General features: G+C 44.6%; 14 protein-coding genes and 1 pseudogene. 10 read left to right on the top strand and 5 right to left on the bottom strand.

What is annotated here, in order from left to right:
• Positions 1 to 72: 72 nt before the first annotated feature.
• Both L2730_RS03760 and L2730_RS03765 read right to left on the bottom strand, forming a co-directional pair.
• Positions 73 to 1,638, bottom strand: a complete 1,566-nt coding sequence (locus L2730_RS03760; protein WP_248973374.1) for an Ig-like domain-containing protein — start codon at positions 1,636 to 1,638, stop codon at positions 73 to 75.
• 412 nt (positions 1,639 to 2,050) lie between these two features.
• Positions 2,051 to 2,576, bottom strand: a pseudogene (locus L2730_RS03765) (ammonia-forming cytochrome c nitrite reductase subunit c552); the annotation flags it as partial.
• Between the two features lie 979 nt (positions 2,577 to 3,555).
• Here L2730_RS03765 and L2730_RS03770 point away from each other — a divergent pair.
• The 10 genes from L2730_RS03770 (at position 3,556) to L2730_RS03815 (ending at position 11,713) form a co-directional block, all read left to right on the top strand.
• Complete coding sequence (locus L2730_RS03770) at positions 3,556 to 3,981, top strand: hypothetical protein (RefSeq protein ID WP_248973375.1); 426 nt, start codon at positions 3,556 to 3,558, stop codon at positions 3,979 to 3,981.
• A gap of 89 nt (positions 3,982 to 4,070) precedes the next feature.
• Positions 4,071 to 4,604 carry a Na+/H+ antiporter subunit E gene (locus L2730_RS03775; RefSeq protein ID WP_248973376.1) on the top strand — a complete coding sequence of 178 codons (534 nt, stop codon included), beginning with the start codon at positions 4,071 to 4,073 and terminating at the stop codon, positions 4,602 to 4,604.
• Positions 4,598 to 4,894, top strand: a complete 297-nt coding sequence (locus L2730_RS03780; RefSeq protein WP_020911123.1) for an MrpF/PhaF family protein — start codon at positions 4,598 to 4,600, stop codon at positions 4,892 to 4,894. The genes L2730_RS03775 and L2730_RS03780 overlap by 7 nt, the downstream gene beginning before the upstream one ends.
• Positions 4,891 to 5,232, top strand: coding sequence for a monovalent cation/H(+) antiporter subunit G (gene mnhG / locus L2730_RS03785; RefSeq protein ID WP_220740066.1), 342 nt, complete (start codon positions 4,891 to 4,893; stop codon positions 5,230 to 5,232). The genes L2730_RS03780 and mnhG overlap by 4 nt, the downstream gene beginning before the upstream one ends.
• A 32-nt stretch (positions 5,233 to 5,264) precedes the next feature.
• A complete protein-coding gene (locus L2730_RS03790; protein ID WP_346347810.1) occupies positions 5,265 to 6,308 on the top strand; it encodes a Na(+)/H(+) antiporter subunit B in 1,044 nt (347 codons plus the stop codon).
• Positions 6,308 to 6,676, top strand: a complete 369-nt coding sequence (locus L2730_RS03795) for a cation:proton antiporter subunit C (RefSeq protein ID WP_126507455.1) — start codon at positions 6,308 to 6,310, stop codon at positions 6,674 to 6,676. The genes L2730_RS03790 and L2730_RS03795 overlap by 1 nt, the downstream gene beginning before the upstream one ends.
• A complete protein-coding gene (locus L2730_RS03800) occupies positions 6,670 to 8,148 on the top strand; it encodes a monovalent cation/H+ antiporter subunit D family protein (RefSeq protein WP_248973378.1) in 1,479 nt (492 codons plus the stop codon). The genes L2730_RS03795 and L2730_RS03800 overlap by 7 nt, the downstream gene beginning before the upstream one ends.
• A complete protein-coding gene (locus L2730_RS03805; protein WP_248973379.1) occupies positions 8,145 to 9,635 on the top strand; it encodes a monovalent cation/H+ antiporter subunit D family protein in 1,491 nt (496 codons plus the stop codon). The genes L2730_RS03800 and L2730_RS03805 overlap by 4 nt, the downstream gene beginning before the upstream one ends.
• On the top strand, positions 9,625 to 10,014 hold the full coding sequence (locus tag L2730_RS03810; RefSeq protein WP_248973380.1) for a hypothetical protein: 390 nt from the start codon (positions 9,625 to 9,627) through the stop codon (positions 10,012 to 10,014). Before L2730_RS03805 ends, L2730_RS03810 begins: the two co-directional genes overlap by 11 nt.
• Positions 10,001 to 11,713, top strand: a complete 1,713-nt coding sequence (locus L2730_RS03815) for a Na(+)/H(+) antiporter subunit D (RefSeq protein WP_248973381.1) — start codon at positions 10,001 to 10,003, stop codon at positions 11,711 to 11,713. Before L2730_RS03810 ends, L2730_RS03815 begins: the two co-directional genes overlap by 14 nt.
• Before the next feature lie 142 nt (positions 11,714 to 11,855).
• On the opposite strand, the gene L2730_RS03820 is transcribed toward L2730_RS03815, so the two are convergent.
• From L2730_RS03820 to L2730_RS03830, 3 genes are all read right to left on the bottom strand, one after another.
• Complete coding sequence (locus L2730_RS03820; RefSeq protein ID WP_248973382.1) at positions 11,856 to 12,347, bottom strand: DUF6985 domain-containing protein; 492 nt, start codon at positions 12,345 to 12,347, stop codon at positions 11,856 to 11,858.
• A 234-nt stretch (positions 12,348 to 12,581) separates the two neighbouring features.
• Positions 12,582 to 14,708: a TonB-dependent siderophore receptor gene (locus L2730_RS03825; protein WP_248973383.1), complete on the bottom strand. Its 2,127-nt coding sequence runs from the start codon at positions 14,706 to 14,708 to the stop codon at positions 12,582 to 12,584.
• 385 nt (positions 14,709 to 15,093) lie between these two features.
• On the bottom strand, positions 15,094 to 16,230 hold the full coding sequence (locus L2730_RS03830) for a hypothetical protein (protein ID WP_248973384.1): 1,137 nt from the start codon (positions 16,228 to 16,230) through the stop codon (positions 15,094 to 15,096).
• Positions 16,231 to 16,235 lie beyond the last annotated feature (5 nt).

The following is a 16,235-nucleotide window of genomic DNA, read 5'->3' on the forward strand; positions in this document are numbered from 1 at the left end:
AAGCGTGTCTGTGAAGGAAATGACTAGCCAGCGACAAATCGCCGCTGGCAAAAGAGTACTAATAAGAGAGTATTATAAGTGCATTTTTCCTATTCGATTGGCTCGCTCATCATAGTCATTCTCATGACAACCTGAACAGCTATCGTAAGCACGAAGCCAAGGTTTCATATAGTCACCATCTGCCGAGAAGTGTCTTGGGTCATCCTTAGCGCCATCTAGATCGATCTTGAATAGATGAGACTCACTAGGCATATGGCAATCGGTACACTTAGCGACGAATTCATGAACGGAAGCTTCAATGGCAAACTCCTTATTATGACAATCAGTACACTCGCGCACCATGGCGTTGCCATGGCCTGGTTGATCTTGATATTTTTCAGACTGATGCGGATTATGACAAGTTGAACAAGTGAAGTCCTTCTTCTTACCCATAGCCTCACCGGTATCCGGATCGGTACCAATCATGGTTGTACCCGCATGACGGCCACCACGACCACCTCGTCGCCCTTCGGGGCCAAAACCAGTGTTCAGGCTCAAGCGTGCACCTTGGGTTACTCCGCCAAAGACTTGGTCAAAGGGAGACAAATAATCCGGGTAACGTCTAACAGCATCATCAGTAGTGTGACACTCAGTACAGGTTGCAGGCTTACCATATCCCATATCCTCTGCAAGGAAATCGCCAGTAACGCGTGCCTCTGCAATCTTAACAATATTTTGTTTTGAAGGCGTCTTAATATGCTCACTACCGGCGCCATGACAACTTTCACATTGAACACCGGTCATAGCAAATGTGCCGTCCATTCCTGGCATATCATCTTGTCTATTGGGATTTCGGTTATCGTTCTCAGTGTAATCCTGCCAACCTGTTGTGTGGCATCTGCCACAGTAACCGTAGGGGTGTGAATCTGGTGCAGTATTGGGTTGATAAGCATATGCATAGGGGATCTGTCCCCCTTTAGGTGCCACTCCAACGCCAGCTTTATCACCAGACATGATATAGCCATTCTGGTCGATGAACATCGCACTAGATTTGTAGCCGCCAATCACATAACTAATGTCCTGCCAGCCTGCTGGATTACCCAGAGTATTGTCTATATCCAACAGTTCAGGGGCGCCTGCAAGAGAGGTAAAAGGGTAGATAGGTTCCTCCCCCTCAACCTTAGTCAGCTTAAAATTATGGCCGGTCTCAAAATAAGACTCCTTGTCCGTATGGCAAGAGATACAGGTATTAGAACCGACATAGGCCAGCCCTGCAGATGTCACCACAACCGTGACGATTGACTCAGCCTCTCCACCGTTACCATCTGAGATGACATAATTGATTTTGCTGGTACCGACCTCAACAGGTTCAAACAAAATCATATTGTCCTCAATAGATGCAACTCCCATCCCCTCTGATACTGTTACAGCTTTTATCGTCAATGCATCACCATCAGGATCAGTATCATTGGCCAAGGCATCGATAAGACTGTTACTGCCTAAAGTGGCCTCTGCATCCACCGGATTAGCAATCGGTGGGGTATTGCCTGGGACGGTAGGCTCGCCATTATCATCATCGCTGCCACATGCACTCAAAAGGCTGAGAAGCATAGCGGCTATCAACGTCTTGCTATGGGCACTGTGCCCGTTAAATTTCATCATCATTTCCCTTTATTAGTTGAAACAATTGCCCCCTAGGTATGGGATTTATCCTGGAGCGCATTAATTTGTTCGTTTGTTAAATTAATGCTGAAATCGATAACAAAGTAGGTCAGTAAGAGGCGGGAAATTGCCGATTAAATACCGAAACAGAGGAGTGTGATGCAAAGCAGTTACTGCTACCCATAAAATGCAAATGATTAACGGGCTTGCCACAACATTGATACTGAATAGAGGTTAATTGAAGAGAAAGGATGAACGAAACCTGCGAACATTGTAGTCGCACCTATAGACTAAATAGGGACAGGATTAAGGTTTACTCTGTACCGTCCACTTATTTAAAGCCCTATACGATAACAACTATTGTCGATGGGGTAATGAAGATAAGGCATCATTGTATAGGGCTTATCTTTTACTTATTAAGCTTTGACTCTCTTTCTTTAGCTTCATTATCCCAGTTGCGCAGAACAGTTTTTGAAAAGTTGGCTTTTTCTGCTTCCAGCTTATCCATATCTAAGCCTATATTGCTAAGTAATCGAGTGAGCTTCACCCCCGCATCAGCAGACAAATCAATAGCTGCTCCTAATACTCTTAACGCTTCTTCAGGATTATGCATTGCTATACCATGTGAAGCAGTCACGTGATCCCAGCGCCATTGGGCGTGCCTAATATCATCTTGAATAGGCTTAAGGTCAGCTTCAGATGCTCCAGCTTTAATAGCGGCACCCGCTTCGTAATGGGCGTGAACCAACTGAGTTTCAACCCTATCTTTAAGCTCATTAATCATTGGTAATTTTAGGCATATGACAATCGATACAAGTGACATCGTTTTGGCCGTGTACGCCAGAACTCCATGTTTCGTAATCTGGATGCTGTGCTTTTAACATGGGTGTTTTTGAGATTTGATGTGTCCAATCAACAAAGTCTATAGAGTCGAACTGCTTATGCCCTATGTCAGTAATATCTGTATTGGTCGCCTTGATAACTTCAACTTTTGAACCTTTATAACTGATACGGTTACTTTCCGGTGAAAAAGAAGCCCAGATTAAACAAGTGCTCTCGCTGAATTAACACGTGGAACTGAGTAACTAATTTTTTAGGCTAAGCCAACGTACTAAGTACGCCTCACCTCGCTTATCTTTCAATTAACCCTAAAAAACCCGACAATCGTGCTACCTGAAATAATAAACTTGGTCATTAGATAGAATGCTAACACCTAGAAAAGTAAGACCAGAGAAACCAGTCCCCCGCGCTATCAACAAAAACAAAACTTATTCTGTTCCACTTAGCTTGAAAGCAATAATATAACAACAGCAAGCTAAATATAATTAATCAAAAACGTTTTTTGTAATACCTAAACACTCTTGAGTAACTCCCTCTTAGTGAAATAAATTACCAACCGATTTGTAATTTTAGTCGACGCCAAAGCTTAAAATAACCTTAAATATAACCATAAACGAGCTTAACTTAACATAAACCGAAACTTAAGCATTTCAGAAACAGCATCAACCAAATGTAAAAGCAAAAAAATAAACACTTAAAATACAAACGCCTAGCGAGACACCTCGCAATTCCCGATGAGTAAGTCAACAATAACCGAGTTTACACAAAATAGCGATTTGCTCTTAACTACCAGGGTCAACAAGTGACGATGTACAACAACAAAAATATACATAGTGAGTAAAAGTGGCTAATGAGATTTATAGAGAAAGACTCTACAAGCTAGTGTTCACTCCAATATAAAAAGCTCAATATTAGGAAAAATAAATATTTAGTCATTGTAGAGAATGTCTAGAGCTGACATTATAACATTAGGGAATAGTTTTAATAATATATTACAAGTGCTAACCACTATAAATAAATGACACTTTATATTACTGGCACGCTAATAAGTAAATGTATAAACAAGGAGTTAAAATGAAGAACAGCCTGTTATTAACGCTTTTAGCTTTGACAATGACCTTATCCTTTTCAGTATTTGCAACTTCAAAAACTCCAACAGAAGAGGAGCAAGTGGTACTTAACTCTTGCATGTCACTTGAAAATATCCCAGCTAGCTCTTGTATTCACTACGTTCAGGGGTTTCTAGCAGGTTCATTAGCTCCAAAATCTGACTACGTTTTGCGTGAAACATCGGGAGAATTTATCGATAGGGCCTATCAAACTCGGGTAGGCAAACGCACATCGAAGGAGCAACCAGTCCAATTATGCCTGCCTAAAAATGAAAGTGTTGAGCACATAGCAAAGCGCCTTGTTGGACATTTGTCATATCCGCTCGAATCGATGCAGTTGCTACACACGCAAATTTTCAATGCACTTGAAGCTGAATATTCATGTCTGTAACTGACTGTGAGTTACAGATAAAGCTTGGTTGCACTGCCATGTATTGACCCTCACCCCAATGAACTTATTGGTAAAGGTAGAAAGTGAACATGAAAAATAACATATTCTTAGACAAAAATACTTCAGATAAAACAACGAGGAACCTGCCGAGCCACACTCTGAGCCTCTTTTTAAGCTTGTCCCTCTTTTGGTGGATTAACTCAAATTACAGCAACGCACTGCTGTTATCACTGGGAGCGGCTTCAATCCTGCTAGTGCTCTACATCGCACACAGGATGGATGTGATTGACCATGAATCTCAGCCTATTCACCTTTCAGTAAACATGCCTAACTACGTAATATGGTTAACCAAAGAGGTCATTATTTCTAACATTTCGGTGGTCAAACATGTCTGGCTTGGCAATAGCAGCATCTCGCCAACACTTGCCACGATAGATATCAGTCAGCGCACAGATCTCGGCAAGGTTATCTACGCCAACTCCATCACCTTGACGCCGGGTACAGTCACAGTCGACATCGTCGGTGATCGTATGACCATACACGCATTGATCAAGGACAATATTGATACCTTAAAAACTGGCGAAATGGATCGCCGAGTCACTGAAATGGAAAGCCGATGTTAACTGCAGCCACAATCGCAATTCTTGTTGTCATGCTCCTAGCGATCATTCGCTGTGTAGTGGGGCCTACGCTCTACGATCGGATCTTGGCATTTAATATGTTTGGCACTAAAACAGTGCTACTGATCTCGATACTGGGCTTTTTAATGGGCCGTCCAGAGTTTCTCGATATCGCTCTGGTATACGCCCTGATCAACTTTATCAGTGTTATCGGCGTACTTCGCTTCTCTGATTCAGTTGAGTTTAAGCATTCGCTTCAACAGCAAGCACCGACTAAAGAGGATAAACAATGAGTCTCATACTCGAGATCGGCAGTGGCTTATGTCTACTGCTAGGTAGCTTTATTTGTCTATCAGGTGGTGTTGGAATCTTGCGCTTCCCAGATTTCTATACTCGCATACATGCAGTAGGGGTCACTGACACCTTAGGAGCGGGACTGATACTCACAGGCCTGATGCTAATATCTCCTGACGGGCTAGTACTACTTAAGTTGATCATGATTTTACTGTTCACCCTATTTATTAACCCTACAGCAAGTCATGCATTGGCCAAGGCAGCGCTGCGCAACAACTTAAAGCCCGTGCTCGACGACTCAAGCGACAAAGGAGGGGACAAGCCATCGAAACTATAGTTGATGTCGTTCTATTAAGCTTTCTCGTCATTATTGCAATTGCCATTGTGCGGACCAAAGATCTGTTGGCCGTAGTGATGTTAACTGGGATCTACGGCTTACTCTCCGCGAGCTTCTTTGTGGTACTCGATGCTGTCGATGTGGCCTTTACCGAGGCCGCTGTAGGTGCCGGAATATCAGGCTTGCTGATGCTGGCAGCTATCACCATGACTGGTCGCAGTGAAGCCCCTAAACGTCATAAACCTTTGCTGGCTTTGCTAGTGGTATTTATTACAGGTGGCATGCTGATCTACGGCACCTTAGATATGCCCTACTTTGGCAGTTTTGACGCACCGGTTCATCAACATGTTGCCCCTCGCTATATTAATGACTCGATGCAGGAGGTCGGTGTTCCCAACATTGTCACCTCAGTACTTGGTAGCTACCGTGCATTTGATACCTTAGGTGAGGTCGCCGTTATCTTTACTGCAGGTATTGGCGTGCTGTCACTGCTATCACTACCTCTACGTCGCAGGTCAAGTAAATTAGATGAGAGCAGTTCTGAAAATAGCAGTAACAGCAGCCAAAAAGACCAGATGCATGAGCAGCATATGGTGCTGCGCATTGTTAGCAAAGTATTGATCCCCTTTATCTTACTGTTTGCGCTCTATGTGCAGTTCCACGGTGACTTTGGTCCTGGTGGCGGGTTCCAGGCGGGTGTGATCTTTGCAGCAGCAATCATCCTCTATGCCATGTTATTTGGGTTAGACACCGCAAGGCGCGTCTTCAATCAATCGATAATCCAACTTATCGCAGCTATCGGCTTGCTGCTCTATGCCAGTGTCGGTGTCGTCTCGCTATTTAACGGTGGTAACTTCTTAGATTACAACGTACTTGCAGCCGATCCCATTGCTGGTCAGCACATAGGTATTTTACTTATCGAGTTGGGGGTTGGCTTCACTGTTACCGCAGTAATGATCATTATCTTTTTTAACTTTGCAGGTCGCAGAGAAGCTCAGCAGCAAGCCACTGAGCGGAACAGCCCTGAGCTAAACGTTACTCAAGCAAACAGTACTGAACAAAAAGGGGGAGAGTGATGTTACTAGGACTCTATAACTACTGGATCGTGGTACTGCTGATGATGATCGGTTTCTATATCGTTATCGCCCATGGCAACCTGATCAAAAAATTGGTTGGCTTAACCATTTTCCAAACATCGGTTTTTATCTTTTACATCAGTATGGGCAATGTCGATAGCGGTAGTGCCCCCATCTTGGCTGAAGGTGTAGCTCGCTACTCTAACCCTCTCCCCCATGTGCTTATTCTCACTGCAATTGTTGTTGGTATTGCAACGACGGCGCTCGGCCTTGCACTAGTAGTAAGAATCAAAGAGTCCTATGGCTCTATCGAGGAAGATGAGATTCAAATTCAAGATCAGCTCACTGAGGATAAAACATCGTGCTAGCCCATCTGCCTATTTTACAAGTTATTGTGCCACTGATGGCTGCGCCTTTATGCTTGTTCCTAAATCGCTCTAAGCTGGTATGGCTGTTTGCCCTACTCGTGAGCGCTTTTACCTGCGCTAATAGTATATTTCTACTGCAACAGGTGATGAGCTCAGGCACCATCACCTATCAGCTTGGTGGATGGGATGCCCCTTGGGGGATCGAATATCGCATCGATGAACTCAATGCACTCTTACTGCTGATCATATCAACCATCGGCACGGTAGTGCTATTTGCAGCACATACCAGCATTCAAAAAGAGCTAGCAGAAGATCGCCACACGCTCTTTTATAGCCTGTACCTACTGTCTATAACGGGTATGTTTGGCATCGTCTCCACTGGCGATCTGTTTAACGTATTCGTATTTTTGGAGATATCGTCGCTATCGGCCTATGCATTGATTGGGCTTGGCAAAGATAGACGCGCCCTTTGGGCCGCCTATCAATATCTGATCATGGGCACTATCGGCGCAACCTTCATTTTGATCGGCATCGGCTTGCTGTACCAGATGACAGGTACGCTAAATATGGCAGATATCGCCAGCCGGCTTGCCGAGGTTAACCAAACCCGCACTGTATTTGCCGCCTTTGTCTTTTTGATTGTCGGCGTCTGTCTGAAGCTAGCACTGTTCCCACTGCATCTATGGTTGCCCAATGCTTACGCTTACGCTCCCTCAATCGTCACCGCTTTCCTTGCTGCTACGGCAACCAAAGTGGCGGTTTACCTACTGATCCGCTTAAGCTTTACCATATTTGGTATCGAGTTCTCATTCTCTAGCCTACCGCTACAAAACCTATTTTTGGTGCTCGGCTTGGTCGGTATATTCGCAGCATCTACTGCGGCAATATATAAAACCAATGTCAAACATATCTTCGCCTACTCGAGCATCGCTCAGGTTGGCTATATGATCGTTGGCTATGCTATCCAAACCCCTACCGGCCTAATGGCTACCCTGCTGCACCTGTTTAACCACGCTTTGATGAAGAGCGCGCTATTTTTAGCGTTAGGCGCAGTGGTGTACCGCATCGGCAGTGCACAACTTAGTCAGTTCCAAGGGCTAGGTAGGCAGATGCCGCTCACCATGGCAGCTATTGTTGTCGCTGGTTTAAGTTTGATTGGCGTGCCATTAACCGTTGGTTTTGTCAGCAAATGGTATCTGCTTGTTGCCGCCGTAGAGGTGGGAATGTGGCCGGTAGCAGTACTCGTGTTACTGGGCTCATTACTGGCTGTGATTTATATCTGGCGCATCGTTGAGATTGCCTACTTTAAACCTCCTCTACCGGGTCGTGAACCGGTTCAGGAAGCCCCTTGGACCTTCCTTGCCCCAATCTGGGCACTGGTGCTGGCCAACATCTATTTTGGCATCGATACCCGTCTTAGTGTGCAGGTGGCACAGGCGGCTTCTCAAAGCTTGTTTGGAATTAACCCATGAATCTATCGTTGGAGCTGTTACTGCAGCTAACCATTATCTTGCCTCTACTCGCTACTTTGGCGATTGTGGCAACGGGAAAACATCCCAACCTTCGTGAGGCTGTCACCATCAGTTTCAGCCTTGCGGTGCTCTTTTGTGTGGTAAACCTCTATCAAGGGCTTAGTGCTGGCGCATCTATCGAGGTATTTTGGTGGCAATTGCTGCCAGGCTTAGAAGTCAGCTTTGTGGTTGAGCCACTCGGCATGTTATTCGCCCTCATTGCTAGCTTTCTTTGGCTAATCACCACCCTGTATGCCATCGGCTATATGCGCGGCCACGGTGAGGATAACCAAACTCGCTTCTACCTTTGCTTCGCCTTAGCGATAAGCGCAGTGATGGGACTGGCATTTTCTGCCAACCTATTCACACTATTCATCTTCTACGAAGTATTAACCCTCTCCACTTACCCACTAGTGACTCACGCTGGCACAGAAAAGGCCAAACAGGGAGGACGTGTATATCTTGGCATCTTGCTTGGCACCTCTATTGCCTTCTTCCTGTTAGCGATCATCTTAACGTGGTTTGTGGCCGGCACCTTGGACTTCACCGCAGGCGGCGTATTTGGCGATAATGTCGATACTACCTTAGCGGGCGTAATACTGGTGCTGTTTGTATTTGGTATTGGTAAAGCAGCCATCATGCCGTTTCATCGCTGGCTACCTGCCGCTATGGTGGCGCCAACTCCTGTGAGCGCGCTACTGCATGCCGTCGCCGTTGTTAAGGCTGGAGTGTTCACCATATTAAAGGTCTGCGTGTTTATCTTTGGTATCGAGCTATTGCCAAACCTGCCGACAACCGAGTTCCTGCTGTATTTAGCAGGCGCATCTGTGTTGCTCGCCTCGATTGTAGCGATGCGTCAGGACAACTTAAAAGCAAGATTAGCCTACTCAACAGTAAGCCAGCTCGGCTATATCACCATAGGCGCGTTGCTGGCCACCTCATCTGGGGTTATCGGCAGTTCAATGCACATTGCCACCCACGCATTTGGTAAGATCACCCTGTTCTTCTGTGCAGGTGCAATCTTGGTTGCAACCCATAAATCTAAAATCAGTGAGATGCGTGGCCTTGGCTTTACTATGCCAGTCACCATGTTCGCATTTTTTATCGCTAGCCTAAGTATTATTGGCGTGCCACCAGCTGGCGGTACATGGAGTAAGTGGTTCCTGTTGATGGGCACCATGGAAACAGGTTATTGGGTCATTATGATGGTATTGATGGTGAGTTCATTACTCAATATCGCTTACCTATTGCCTATTCCCTACCATGCGTTCTTCCCAGGTAAGGACCATCCTGCAGCAAAGACAGGCATCAAAGAGGCGCCAATGGTGTCATTAGTCGCGCTATCTATCACAACTTTGGGTTGCCTAATCTTATTTATCTATCCGCAACCTCTCTATGAATTGGCCAAAACCATCTTAACTGTACCTGGAGTCAGCCATGCCCGATAACAAGGAAAGTACTAATAAAGATAACACCAAAGAGAACAAGCAGTACTTCTTTGATAACCCCAAAAATACTAAGTGGGTTATGAATATTTTCTATGCCTGCTGTGTACTTGTTGTCGTGCTTGATTTTGTTATCAATCGCCATGTTTACCATAGCTGGGAAAACCTGCCACTCTTCTACCCCCTCTATGGCTTTGTGGGTTGTGTCGTCTTGGTCGTCATCGCTCGCTGGATGCGCACCTTTTTGATGCGCTCAGAGGATTACTACGATGATGACGATCTTGATAATAACAATATAGAAAACAATGATGAAAATACCCAACTGGCTGCCAACAATCAGACTGAAAACAAAAAAGTAGGTGATCACAATGTGGATGCTTGAGATACCGCCCTTTACCCTGTTCTTTATAGGCGGGCTTATTGCTGCACTGACTCAGGGCAAACTACGCGGGGCGATAATGGTGGCGATTCCAGTCATTAGCGCTATGCACCTGTGGACAGTGCCAGAGGGCATTCACCTGCAGATGACATTTTTAGATTATGAATTAGTGCCCTATCGCGCTGATAAACTGAGCTTGATGTTTGGCTATGTATTCCATATTGCCGCATTCATCTCCATTATCTACTCGCTGCATGTTAAAGATACCGTACAGCAAGTTGCAGCTATGCTCTATGCCGGTAGTGCGCTAGGCGCAGTATTTGCAGGTGATCTGCTAACGCTATTTGTGTTTTGGGAGCTACTGGCATTTACCTCAGTATTTCTGATCTGGGCACGTAGAACCTCCCGCGCTTATCATGCTGGTATGCGCTACCTGATCATTCAGGTGCTATCGGGCGTCATCTTGCTCGTCGGGGCGCTATTTTATGCCTCTGAAACAGGCTCACTGGCCTTTGACTATATTGGCCTAGATAGTATCGCTGGCTGGCTGATATTTATCGCCTTTGGTATCAAATGTGCTTTCCCGTTTTTCCATAACTGGCTCACAGATGCTTACCCGGAAGCCACGCCAACGGGTACGGTTATCCTCAGTGCATTTACCACTAAGGTCGCCGTTTATGCCCTAGCGCGTGCCTACCCAGGTACTGAGCTTTTAGTTTACATTGGCGCAGCCATGACCTGCTTCCCTATCTTCTTTGCCGTCATTGAGAATGATCTTCGCCGCGTACTGGCCTATAGCTTGATAAACCAAGTGGGCTTTATGGTGGTCGGTATCGGGATCGGTACTGCACTGGCAATCAACGGTGCTATTGCACATGCTTTTAACGATGTTATCTTCAAAGGTCTGCTGTTTATGAGCATGGGCGCGGTGCTGCATATGACCGGCAGAATCAACGGCTCAGATCTCGGCGGCCTATATAAGACCATGCCCAAGACCACTATACTCTGTATTGTCGGTGCGGCCTCTATCTCAGCCTTCCCGCTGTTTAGTGGTTTTGTCAGTAAATCTATGGTGATGTCAGCAGCACTTGAAAACGGTTATGACTGGATCTGGTTGATGCTACTGTTCGCCTCTGCAGGCGTGTTCCATCATGCTGGGATCAAGATCCCCTACTTTGCCTTCTTCGCCCACGACTCAGGTCTACGCGCTAACGATCCACCGCGCAATATGTTGTTCGCTATGTTTATCGCTGCGAGTTTGTGTATTGCCATCGGCATCTATCCGCAAGCGCTATACTCGCTGCTGCCATATGATACAGGTTACAACCCGTATGATGCGACCCATGTGTTAGCCCAAACTCAACTACTACTGTTCTCTGCCTTAGCCTTTGTTTGGTTAAACTTGAGAAACATGTATCCGCCAGAGTTGCGCTCGACCAACTTAGATGTCGATTGGATCTACAGGCGCGCCATTCCCAATGTGCTTGCCAAAGTATTTGCGGTTATTTGGCAAGCCGACGGAGCGCTGCGCAACGCGGTGACGAGTAGACTAAGCCAATGCCAACGCTTTATTGCTAGCAAGCATAAAGGTTTAGGCGGCCTGCTTTCAGGCTCATACCCAGCTGGCAATATGGTGCTCTGGGTAGGCGTGCTACTGGCGGCTTATCTGTTTATCGGCTTTGTGAGTAAGTTGACGGCTTAGCTAGAGAGTTTAAGTTAATAGCTTTTATTTAGAAGTAAAAAGAAGAGCAGATAATTGAGGCGGCTTGCATTAAGGGATGTAAGCCGCTTTTTTTGTGCAAAATATGGGGAGAGTCTGACGCCTCCCGCTTAATTGAAGTGGATTATAGCTCGCTATACACAACCTGTTCGCCGCCTTGCGAAATAACCTCATCAGCTTGGATCACCAGCCCAAAGCCATGTTCTGCATCCCAAGCACATTCAAAAATCATCCCGACTGCACTTTTGTCAGGGTGATGTAAAACAAATGCAGAGATTCTCATTAATTTAAAGATGTCTCCCGCATGCATATCTTCTTTGTTCACCGCGCCACAACGAGTCTCATAAAGCTCTGAGTCTTCATCAAACACATCTAGAAATTCAGATTCTTCAAGCAGTTCTTGATAGTTTTCATTCATATAATTACAGACAAGTGCATAAATACGCTGCTCATTATCGATAAACCATTGCTGCATGCTATCTGTAATGGAAAGGTCTTCTTGGGTGAAAAACCCAACGCTACCGTACGCTTTAAAATCATACCAAGCACTCAGCTCTGTCATGCCCTCATGCAATTCAGAACCCGCTTTCCAAGTAATATTTAATGGCTTCATCATAGACTCGCAAAAAATAGAATTTATATTTGAAACAACTGAAAATTAGTATGTAGTTCAAGCACAAACGAGCAATATTATTTTAAAGAAGCAATACTAACGAATGCTGTAACCAAGCCAGCGATTCTTATTATCTTAATTAGTGATGGGCGTTTATGGTGGGTTAATCTACATGACAAAAAGCCATAGCGGTTGCTATGGCTTTTATCTGAATGACTCAATCACACTAAATCACACTTAGAAGCGATATTTCACATTCGCGTTAATAGTACGGCGCTGCCCATAGAAACAATCACCTCGAGCTAAACAACTGGTAATCACAGTATCATCAGTAAGATTGTCAACATTGACGCTGATATCGAACTGGTCAAATTCATAACCAATCATCATATCAAACAGGTGATAACTGTCAGTTGTAAGTGCTTTATGTGCAACGGTACCGTCTGGCAATATCACATCAATGCTGCCATCAGAGGTTTCACCTACAAAGCGATAACCAACACCCGCCTTGAAACCTTGCCAGAATGACTGTGGGCGGTAAGTCACCCAAGTCGACAGCATATTGTCTGGCATAGCAGCAAGTTTGGCACCATCTTCACCGGTGGTCGATGAGTGCTTAGTCGAGTCGGTATAAGCGTAGCTGGCATAAACGTCAATCTCATCCCACTCTAACTGCGCCTCTAGCTCCAAGCCTTGAATCTCGACTTCCCCAAGCTGCAAGGTTAAATCTGGACCTGCTGATTGTTTGCGGTTTTTATCGGTAATATCGTAAATAGATGCGGTAAACAGATGCTCAGTGCCACTCGGTTGGTATTTAACACCCACCTCATATTGCTCACCTTCTTGTGGTTTAAATGGCGTACCCACTTCATTAGAACCATAAATAGGCAAGAAAGACTGTGAATAACTCACATAAGGTGCGATGCCAGAATCAAAGCTATACAGTATTCCGAGTCGACCAGTAGTGGCACTTTGGTCTTGCGTGCCAACTACAGCCGTTTCAGATTCAACTTTATCATGACGCAGTGCACCACTAATCACCCAGCCACCAAATTTAATAGAGTCTTGCAGGTAAACCCCAAGTTGCTTGCTGGTTTCAGCAGGGGTATCCGGAATATCTGCACTTGTTGGATAACTCTCAGGATTGACGCCATATTTGGGGTTATAGATATCAATCAAACCGCCGCCGTTCCAGACAAACAGTCGATCAGTATCAATTTCAACATCTTGATAGTCGATTCCAAACGTCAGGTTATGCTCAACATCACCAGTATCAAACTGTGCTTGTAGGCGCAGATCTGAGGTGTACGCCTCTGCAGTTGCGTCACTCATAGAAATAGAGCGTAGCAATGAGCGATCATCCGCCTGTAATGCAAACGGCCAAGCATACATAGTCCGGTAGGTTGATTCACTATCAACATAACGAGTTGCCCAGTGAATAGACATGTAGTCATTCAGGTCTTGGTCAACCATTAACGTCACTGCACGTTGTTCAGTGTCATATTGGTCAAAGCCAGGCTCACTCACAAAACGTTCACTTGGGATCTGGCCATTAGGAGCAGGCAATATCGTCCCGACATGGGGGAAGAATTGGGTACTTGAACCAGACTCATTTTTTTGTAGATTGGCTAATACAGTGATTTTGGTACTGTCAGTCGCAAACCAGCTCAGAGCAGGTGCAATAAAGTAACTATTATCTTCTACGTGATCAGTTTGCGTGTTGCTGTCACGATATAGGCCGGTTAAGCGATACAAAAGGGTTTCATCATCATCGAAAGCCCCCGTCACGTCTGCTGCAAGCTGCTTACGATCGTAGCTACCCGCCTGTGCCCAAATCTCCCCTTTTTGCTCAGCTTCCGGACGTTTGGTCACTAAGTTAATAATACCGCCCGTAGAACCTTGGCCATAGAGTACCGATGATGGACCTTTTAAGATCTCTATCTGCTGCAGCATATATGGGTTGGTACGCACATTATTGTAATTGCCAAACATCATCTGCAATCCATCTTGGTATTGCAGTGGTGACACACCTCGTATTTGCGCCCAATCGCCGCGAGTATCAACACCATAAGGGCCATTATAAACCCCAGCCACGTATCCTATGGCGTCTTGAACATTTTCTGCGCCTAGGTCAGTAATACGCTTTTCGGTTAATACTGAAATTGAAGATGGGGTCTCAATAATCGGCATATCCGTTTTGGCTGCAGAAGCACTGACATAAGAGATCAGCCCTTTACCACTGATAGTAATCACTTCCATTTCACTATCATCAACGGCATTTTTCTGTACTTGCTCTTCTGCCCAACTAGGTAGAGCAGTAAGGGACATCGCGAGCAGCAATCCTGGGTATTTTAATTTAAACATTTGGTCTATCTTCAGCCTCATTGTTAATACAAGCAGAAATCTAAATACGCTAAAAAGGCCGAGATCTTAATGAAAATGATAATTAATCTCAACAAGATTTACAATTGGTTCACTGAAGTGACATCGTGAATAGGAGGGTTAAAAATGGGCAGGTAAAGTGAATAATGGGTTTTAATAAGCAGTTGAAAGTGATGAGTAAAATCACTTCATTTACGCTAACAAACTCAATAAATGTCCATTTTAAGTCTTAGGAACTCGCTATTCTGCCATTAATGATGGGTGTCTATGATTGATTAGTAAAAAAGAAAGAGCCAAGACTAGAACTAGTCTTGGCTGATAAAAACTATCCTCAACCCCGAGATAAGTAAGAATACTCCAACTATGCTTACTTAGATTGTACGACAGCAATCATTCCAGGTTGACCACCACTTCCACTACTCATATAAGTTTGCAGGTGGAAGTCTGCATCACTAAGCTGGTTTCCAATTCCAAAATCGGAGTACTCTTGCTCAAAGAACTCCTTAGAACTGTTGCACTGAACGCTATCGATAATGCACTTATTTTTCCCTGAGGCTAACGGCACGGAATACCCTAAAAATACTGGTTTCTTAAACTTTTCCTTTACCGATTGCTTGGTGAAATCGAGTTTAACAGCCCCTTCCATTCCTATTAATGCCGAATCTCTTTTGCCACATAATAGAAAACCAGCTAACGCAAATTCTAGATCGCCTATCACCTCACCTGAACCTATAGAGCATAACGTATCCTTCTCTCTTGCTCGTGGCTTGTTGACTAACTTTCCGTGCTTAAAGTAGAAATCCTTCAAATCTAAAGTTGAGTTAGTTCGGTTCACGATTAACGATAAAACTTCAGCAGGTTTATCCATAAATATAAAAATAGGAATTAGGGCGAGTACAACAACAATTGTAATTGCATTAAACGCAGCGACCTTACCTAAAGATTCAGCAGCAATTCCACAGGCAGCCCTGACTGTAGCGCCTCTATAAACCTCTCTTGCTGCATAAAAGCCCCACTCAACACCGATACCCAATATACCCCCGGCCCCGACTTGAATTCCCATAGTAAGGGCACTTCCCTGGCTGGAAGCAAGTTGTAGGTTCTTTGTTTGATACATCAGGTAATTCTTAATATCTTCGCCTCTAAGGCTACAGACCATATCGAGATCATGTTCATCCTCTGTATTCGATATTGCAATGTTTGGAATATCGTTATCATCAAAAGATTCAATTAGGTTACTTGAAGTTAGTTTCAAGCCTAAACCCGATAATAAACGATCAACTTTATGATCTTGACTTCGGTCTCCACAGTAAAAACTCAACCAATCGATTCCTCTATTAGTTTTTTCAAATTGAAGAACTTCTTCAAGGAGCTTTTTAGTATCAATATTTTTAAGAAAACTATAATCTATTTTTTCTGCCGAAATCGCTGCTTCTACTTCCTTAACTTTTGAAGATAGATTAAGGTCTGCTGAACATATATCTGCAAAATTTTTATTAAACATAATGA

The sequence above is a fragment of the Shewanella kaireitica genome, assembly GCF_023284045.1.
GTDB classification, from domain to species: Bacteria; Pseudomonadota; Gammaproteobacteria; order Enterobacterales; family Shewanellaceae; genus Shewanella; species Shewanella kaireitica.